This is a genomic window from Mycobacterium sp. (genome assembly GCF_035570115.1).
Classification (GTDB): domain Bacteria; phylum Actinomycetota; class Actinomycetes; order Mycobacteriales; family Mycobacteriaceae; genus Mycobacterium.
Window position 1 is genome coordinate 1 of the sequence record NZ_DATMLH010000309.1, and the last position, 6,236, is coordinate 6,236.

7 protein-coding genes and 1 pseudogene are annotated in these 6,236 nt (G+C 62.7%); 3 read left to right on the top strand and 5 right to left on the bottom strand.

Annotated elements, in window-relative coordinates; all coding sequences use genetic code 11:
• Positions 1 to 246, bottom strand: a pseudogene (locus VNW74_RS29125) (antitermination regulator); the annotation flags it as partial.
• A 117-nt stretch (positions 247 to 363) separates the two neighbouring features.
• Complete coding sequence (locus tag VNW74_RS29130; protein ID WP_325683371.1) at positions 364 to 1,167, bottom strand: transglutaminase family protein; 804 nt, start codon at positions 1,165 to 1,167, stop codon at positions 364 to 366.
• A 342-nt stretch (positions 1,168 to 1,509) separates the two neighbouring features.
• Between VNW74_RS29130 and VNW74_RS29135 the strand changes: the two genes are divergently transcribed.
• Positions 1,510 to 1,665, top strand: coding sequence for a hypothetical protein (locus tag VNW74_RS29135; RefSeq protein WP_325683373.1), 156 nt, complete (start codon positions 1,510 to 1,512; stop codon positions 1,663 to 1,665).
• Positions 1,666 to 2,151: 486 nt separating this feature from the next.
• On the opposite strand, the gene VNW74_RS29140 is transcribed toward VNW74_RS29135, so the two are convergent.
• A complete protein-coding gene (locus VNW74_RS29140) occupies positions 2,152 to 2,679 on the bottom strand; it encodes a DUF5994 family protein (protein ID WP_325683375.1) in 528 nt (175 codons plus the stop codon).
• 259 nt (positions 2,680 to 2,938) lie between these two features.
• Between VNW74_RS29140 and VNW74_RS29145 the strand changes: the two genes are divergently transcribed.
• Positions 2,939 to 3,142: a cold-shock protein gene (locus VNW74_RS29145; protein ID WP_325683377.1), complete on the top strand. Its 204-nt coding sequence runs from the start codon at positions 2,939 to 2,941 to the stop codon at positions 3,140 to 3,142.
• Between the two features lie 192 nt (positions 3,143 to 3,334).
• Positions 3,335 to 3,778 (top strand): DUF5994 family protein, encoded by a 444-nt coding sequence (locus VNW74_RS29150; RefSeq protein WP_325683379.1) that lies wholly within the window; start codon positions 3,335 to 3,337, stop codon positions 3,776 to 3,778.
• Here VNW74_RS29150 and VNW74_RS29155 read toward each other — a convergent pair.
• Together VNW74_RS29155 and VNW74_RS29160 are read right to left on the bottom strand one after the other, a co-directional pair.
• Positions 3,775 to 5,286 carry a wax ester/triacylglycerol synthase domain-containing protein gene (locus VNW74_RS29155; protein ID WP_325683381.1) on the bottom strand — a complete coding sequence of 504 codons (1,512 nt, stop codon included), beginning with the start codon at positions 5,284 to 5,286 and terminating at the stop codon, positions 3,775 to 3,777. The genes VNW74_RS29150 and VNW74_RS29155 overlap by 4 nt on opposite strands.
• Positions 5,287 to 5,514: 228 nt before the next feature.
• A partial coding sequence (locus VNW74_RS29160) for a flavin-containing monooxygenase (protein WP_414686818.1) occupies positions 5,515 to 6,236 on the bottom strand: 722 nt, incomplete at its 5' end.

The window sequence follows — 6,236 nt, forward strand, 5'->3', positions numbered from 1 at the left end:
GACAGGGCCCCGCGACGCAACGGAGTCCAAGCACGGGCCCTCGCCGAGGGTGAACTGGAGTTCGTCATACACGCGCGCGGCCACGCCGCTGGAACCCAATGTTCCGCTGGTGCCCCCCGCAAAGACCAGTGAAATGGCCGCAGCGTCAATGCTGAACAACATCACGCAGGCCTCGCAAAGTGAGTCCGCGGCCGCTAGGCCGCGCCGGCCGTCGACGGCCGCGCGGAGCTCTTCGTGGATTGCCACATTTAGCCGAGCGGGCGTAGGGCATCGATGGCATTGCCCGAATGTCGAGGTGGCGAGGTCACACCTCCACCATCCGCTAGTTGGAGCCGATTTGCGAGTCTGGGCACAATGGGCCCGTCAGCCGATCGATACCGTTTGGTCGATCGAGTCGATGGGCAGATCGCCGTCTACGATCGCCGTCACCGCCAACTTGTTCAGGGTGATCGCACCCCCGTGGTTGTCCAGGAAGGCGATGTCGGCGGCGTCGCGCCCGGTGGCAATGCGCACCAGCGCCTGCCGTGGCGCCAGCAAGGTCCCGTCGACTACCCGCCATTGCCCGTCGACGAATGCCTCGGCGACTGCATGGAAGTCCATCGGATACAGGCCCGGCGCATATACCGAAACCGCGCGGGCGGGTACCTTGACCGCACGCAGCAGCGCTACCACCAGGTGCACGAAGTCACGGCATACCCCGGCGCCGGCCAGCAAGGTCTCCACCGCTCCGTCGATGGGGTCGCTCGAGCCCGGCACGTAGTTAAGCCGGGTGCCCACCCAGAGGGAGACCCTCTCCAGCAGAGTCGTCGAGTCGACGTAGCTGCCGAATTCAGTTGCGGCAAAACCGTAGAACTTGTCGGCCTCGGCGTACCGGCTGGGGCGCAGATACATCGACAGGTCGGCTTCGGTCACCGGCGCCGGATTGGTCCGGCCGACGACCGTCGCGGCGTAGTCGACGGTCAAGTAGCCCGCGGGGACCTCCAACTTGTGGATGCGGTTACCGTGCATACCGCTGATCTCCTTGCGTTCAACGGGATTACCGTCCAACACAAACGACAACCGCTCTGAAACTTCGGTATTCGGGTGCGGAGCGACGGCAATCTGGAATTCCAACGTCGTCGCCTCGGTGATCTCGACTTCGAGCTCTGCGCCCACCTCGCGCTTCATGGCACCGATGCCGACCGGACGTGCATTAGCCACCAAGGCCCCGAGGCGCGCGGCACTCTACCCCCTTGGCCAGCGACTCATTTTCTCCCGTTGCCCCGCCTTCAGAATCCCACGTCGACTGTGCCGCAACCATTTCCCTGTGTCTGGCCCTCCTGCGTACACCCGCGCCGATTATGCCTCTGACCGTCAATGGGATGCGGGCAGCCGCGTGGACGCGCCCGTTCGTGACGGCATAGTTGCCGATCACACGCGCGCCGGTGACGTTCGTCATACCTAGCTCTCTGTCTGCCCATGGAGGCGAGCTGCTGATTGGGTTTGCGGAATCCGCGTAGAGGTGCCCGGGTGCCGGATCGTGGCGCTGGACCGGCGGTTGTTCATGGGGTCGCGCTCCGACTTCTGGTGGTCGAGCTGCCGAATCAGCTCACGCTTCGCATCACCCAGCGCGTGGGTGATGTCCGGGTTCTCGGCGACCGCTACGAGCGGCGTCAGGCCGGGTAGGCTCGTACGCAATGTAACGCGCTGCCCCTTGCCACCGCGGTCCTGGAGAGAGACGTCCACGTTCACACCGCGCGAACCCCACCTACCTAGATGCGGACCGAGCGCCGACAACGTCTCCACCACATGTGGGTGCTCCTTCGCCGCGAAACCGGCACCTATACGGATTACATTCTCGTGAACAATATTTCGTTGCTGCTTATCTGACATCGTGGCCCTTCAGTTGAGTGACCGGCACCCATGCATCCGGGTGTCCCGACCCACGTCGCCGTCGTGTGGTGGCCTGGCCCCGAATTCGGGGATTCACGCACACCGATTCCAAAGGCGAATCCACACGGCCACAGCTGACGGCGATTCTCAGGCTACGCCTTCTAGTAAACGCGCCGACAATGGCGATGTCAACATCGTTGGCGCACAACGTGGTTCGCGTAGGTTAATGTCGTGCCTGGCAACAACATTGGCCATCGGAGTGTTGTCGTTCGCCGAGTATCAAACTGTCGTGGCTAAATCTGCAGTATCGACGTGCGAGAGTCGAGTTCGCCCGAGGCGTTGCGCGCAGAGTTTGCTTTCAGCACGCGCGGCGCGCACAACGTCGTCGGCGATCCGGAATGCGTCGGTGTCCCGTTCTGCGTGCACGATGTCAAGCGTGGCGGCTCGCCGCAACACCATTACGGCCACAGCGCTGGAGGTCCGGCACGGGATCACGAGGAGATTCGCCGAACATTGACTGCCAGTGATCATCATCAGGCGGTGGTGGCAGGTGAGCCGGATGGGGTTCGCCATGCTCGCGCGCTTCACCGTGTCGAAATCTGAGCAACCCTCCAACGATGACCAGTTGATGCTGATATCGATGATCTCACCCAATCGGCCGGACAGGGCGCCAATCAGCTCCGGAAGCTCGCGGGCTACCGAGGCCGTGTGCGGCCACCACGCCCCATCGAGGCCCTCGCCAAGTTCGACGGCCAAGGTAAGCCGGACCGGGCTGGCCAGGCGCCGACCACACACGTCGCGGTTCATGGACGATTCCTTCACTTCGAGGTGCTCCCGGCACATGAGTGCGGGATCGACGAACGAATCTGATCGCAATGGGTTATGTCCAGCCGACTGCACGCCCTGGGATCACCGTGGCTACCAAACGTTCAACTTCAACGCTACACCCCGCCCGTTGCAGGGATGGGTTCGCGGTGAGCGCGAAGAGGTTGCGCCTGGTTGCCCGTGCTACCTTTAACCAGGATGTTTTTCGTACATCTGTTCTGAATGAGAGAAGTTGGAAGGTATGACGCAGGGAACTGTGAAATGGTTTAACAGCGACAAAGGCTTCGGTTTTATCGCTCCTGATGACGGTGCAGCGGACGTGTTCGTTCACTACTCAGAGATCCAAGGGAGCGGTTTCAAATCGCTCGAGGAGAACCAACGGGTTCAATTCGAAGTCGGCCAAGGGGCCAAAGGCCCTCAGGCAGTGGGAGTTACACCGGTTTAGCGACCTCTTTGTCACAGGCGGGCTGGCGGGCAGTGTCCTGCCAGCCCCCTTTGCTTTAGGACGCAGAAACCCCATCGGCCGAGTGCGAGTAGTGTCGAGGTGTCGGCGGTATGTCGCACGCGACCGTTTGAAGATTGTGTCGTCGCCGATTCGAATGATTTGGCCGATTCGCGGCCAAGACAGGGGCGTCGCATGACGCTACGACAAGGCCGAAGCGCGACCGGTTCGACGCGCACACCACCCGAGAAGACACCGCGACTGCGCCTGAAGCCCAAGGCTCCCACCAGCGGATATGTCGATGGGGCATGGTGGCCGCACAGTGAAGACCTTTCGATTGAGCTGCCAGATTTGCTGTCGGTGCTGTCGGTACGGCTCGGCCCGATTGATCGCGTGCTGTACAACCTCGACGAATGGGCGAAGGCGCCGGCCAAACTGGCGACGGGCGGCAGAAAGGTACGACTCGGCGGGTACTACAGGCAGCCGGTCAACACCATCGAGGTACTCGGACTCGATCGCAACAAGATCGTCCTGCTGGTAGTGCCTGCACGCACCGACCCAGGCCACGCACACGACATCCTGATGGCTTCGGCGGCGCCGAACAACGCTTCGACGACCGACGGCCTACTGCATGACTAGCGCCTGAGACGGTTAATAGCCGCGACGTCGCGACGCTGGGTGGCGTGCGACGTCATCTCTGTGACAACCGAGCGGCCTTGCCCGCGAGGGGATTTCCGCGCGGCCGCCATCAGGATGTCGAGCGAATCGGCGATCCCAGTCGCGATCTCGTCGACCGCGGGCACATTGTCGGGACACACGCACACACTCAGATCCAACGTGTCGCCACGGGTGGTCACCGTGATGTTCAACCCGCAGCCTTCCCGTAGCGGCGCCACGGTGTGCATAGCGACGACCCTGGACCCGGCACAGTACGCGGGCGCCGGCTGTCCGGAAACGTAGGAGACACTGCCGTGACAAATCGGCGCCAGTCGTTGGCGCAGACCCAATCGGCTGTAGATCCGGGTACCCGCGTGGACGACAGCCGACGGGATCAGCGACGCTATGCGCGCGAAATCGACTGTTGCACCAGGCTTTTCGGCATCGCGCCGGTGTGCGGTGTTCATCCTCTCGGTGGCGGTATGTAGGTTGGTAAGCACCTCGATGGGGTCGTCGAGTTGGACCGGGATGCGAATTTGCCCATCGATCGGCGGACTGCCGTCAGTGGCCGCCGAGGCGCCGGACAGAGCGAGCGGCATCCGCATCACCAGCGGATCGTCGGGCACGGTGTCGTGGCGTTGTAGCCAGGCGCGCAGCGACAATGTGCAAGCGGCCAGGAAAACATTGGTGATGTTGCCGCCGAACGCCGTGCTGATCATCTCCAGGTCTGCCAGCGGGATCGAGACGAAAGCCACGGCCCGGCGCTTGGTCAACGGCGCGTTGAACGCGTTGCGCGGAAACGGTCCGGTCATCGACGACACAGGTGGCGGCATCGGATCAGGTTCGCTGGTACCGAGCAACTGACCGCGGACGGCGCCCAGCACACCAGTCACGGTCTCGGCAATGAGCCAAAGAATCCTGATCTGATGCTCGAGAAGCTCGGTCATGACATCGGTAACCTCGGTCATGACATCGGTAACGAGTTCGCCCACAGCAGGCATGCCCAGGCTCGGCTGCGTCCGCTGATCATCGGCCCGGTCGTCGTGCGCATCGGAGCGCAATAGCCGCGACCACACGGACGCTGCGCCGAGACCACCGTCGCTCAGTGCAGGCGACATCCGCACCGCCAGCGCCCACCGGCCATCCGACAGACCGTCGATGCTCCAGGCTTCCCACAGGGCTTTGCGGTGATAACGCGATCCGGCGCTCAGTTCCGCGATCAGGCCGGCTAATTCGCGCTGGCTGCCCGGAGCCCGTATGGTCGCCCGGTGGATTTGAGAGGTCGGGTCATAGTTGTCGATCTCGGCCCATAACGGTCGGCCCACCCCTAGGGGCCTACCCACCAGCCTGCTGCGGAAGCGAGCCAGTTGCGGTAGCGACGCCCCCACCAGCTGGTCTAGCCGCTGGTGGCTGAATTGATCGGATGGCTCGATAATGATCAACGACACCGTATGCGCCGGCATCGTCGACGCCTGCGTGAGAAGCTGCATCGCGCCCAAACCTGTTGAACCAGAACCTCTCACGCGTCGACCCGACGTGGCGGTGCGGGTCGGCCGCTGTTGAAGGCGTGTTCTAACGTCATCGCGACGCTCCCGCCTTGACCACGGAGCAGCCAAATCATCCGAATCGGCGACGACACGACCCGGAACGGTCGCACACGAAACACCGCCGACGGTTTCGACCCTACTCTCGTCTGGTCGATAACGCAGGGACCGGGACTAGATGGCTTGCGTGAACTCGTCGAATTCGACCCGCGATAACCGCTCGACAAACGTCTGACCGTTGTAGGGGAACTGCGTGACGACCTTGCCGTTAGGGTGGCGGAAATAGTTGTTGCAGTTGGCAACCCATACGGTTCCGGCCAAGGCCGCTTGGATTTCGGCGTTGTACGCGTCGTGGACATGCTGTTTGATATCGACCGACCGGAGCCGTCGGCCGCCCATCTCGTCCAGGACGCGACGGACGAACTCGGATTGCGCTTCCAGGATGTAGATGATCGAGGTAACGCCATTCGTGTTGGGGCCATACAGCGTGAACAGATTCGGGTATCCCGGCACCACGGTGCCCAGGTAGGCCTCGGCACCGTCGATCCAATCGTCATGGAGTCGGCGCCCGCCACGGCCGTACACATCGAGGCTGCCCAGGAAATCCACTGCACGAAAGCCCGTCCCGTAGATGACCGTGTCCACCTGATGCTCCCTGCCGTCAGCGGTGCGCAGACCCCGTTCGGTGAATTCAACGATGGGCGAGGTCTCCAGCGTCACGTTGGGCAACGCGAACGTCGGGAACCACATGCGGGACTGCAGTGGTCGCTTGCAGCCGAGGGGGTAGGACGGTGTCAGCTTGGCACGCAGCTCCGGATCCGTCACCTTGCGAAGCAGGTAGCTGTGCGCCATGTCGGTGAGTTCTTTGGTCATCGCAGAATCGGCGGCAAAATTCG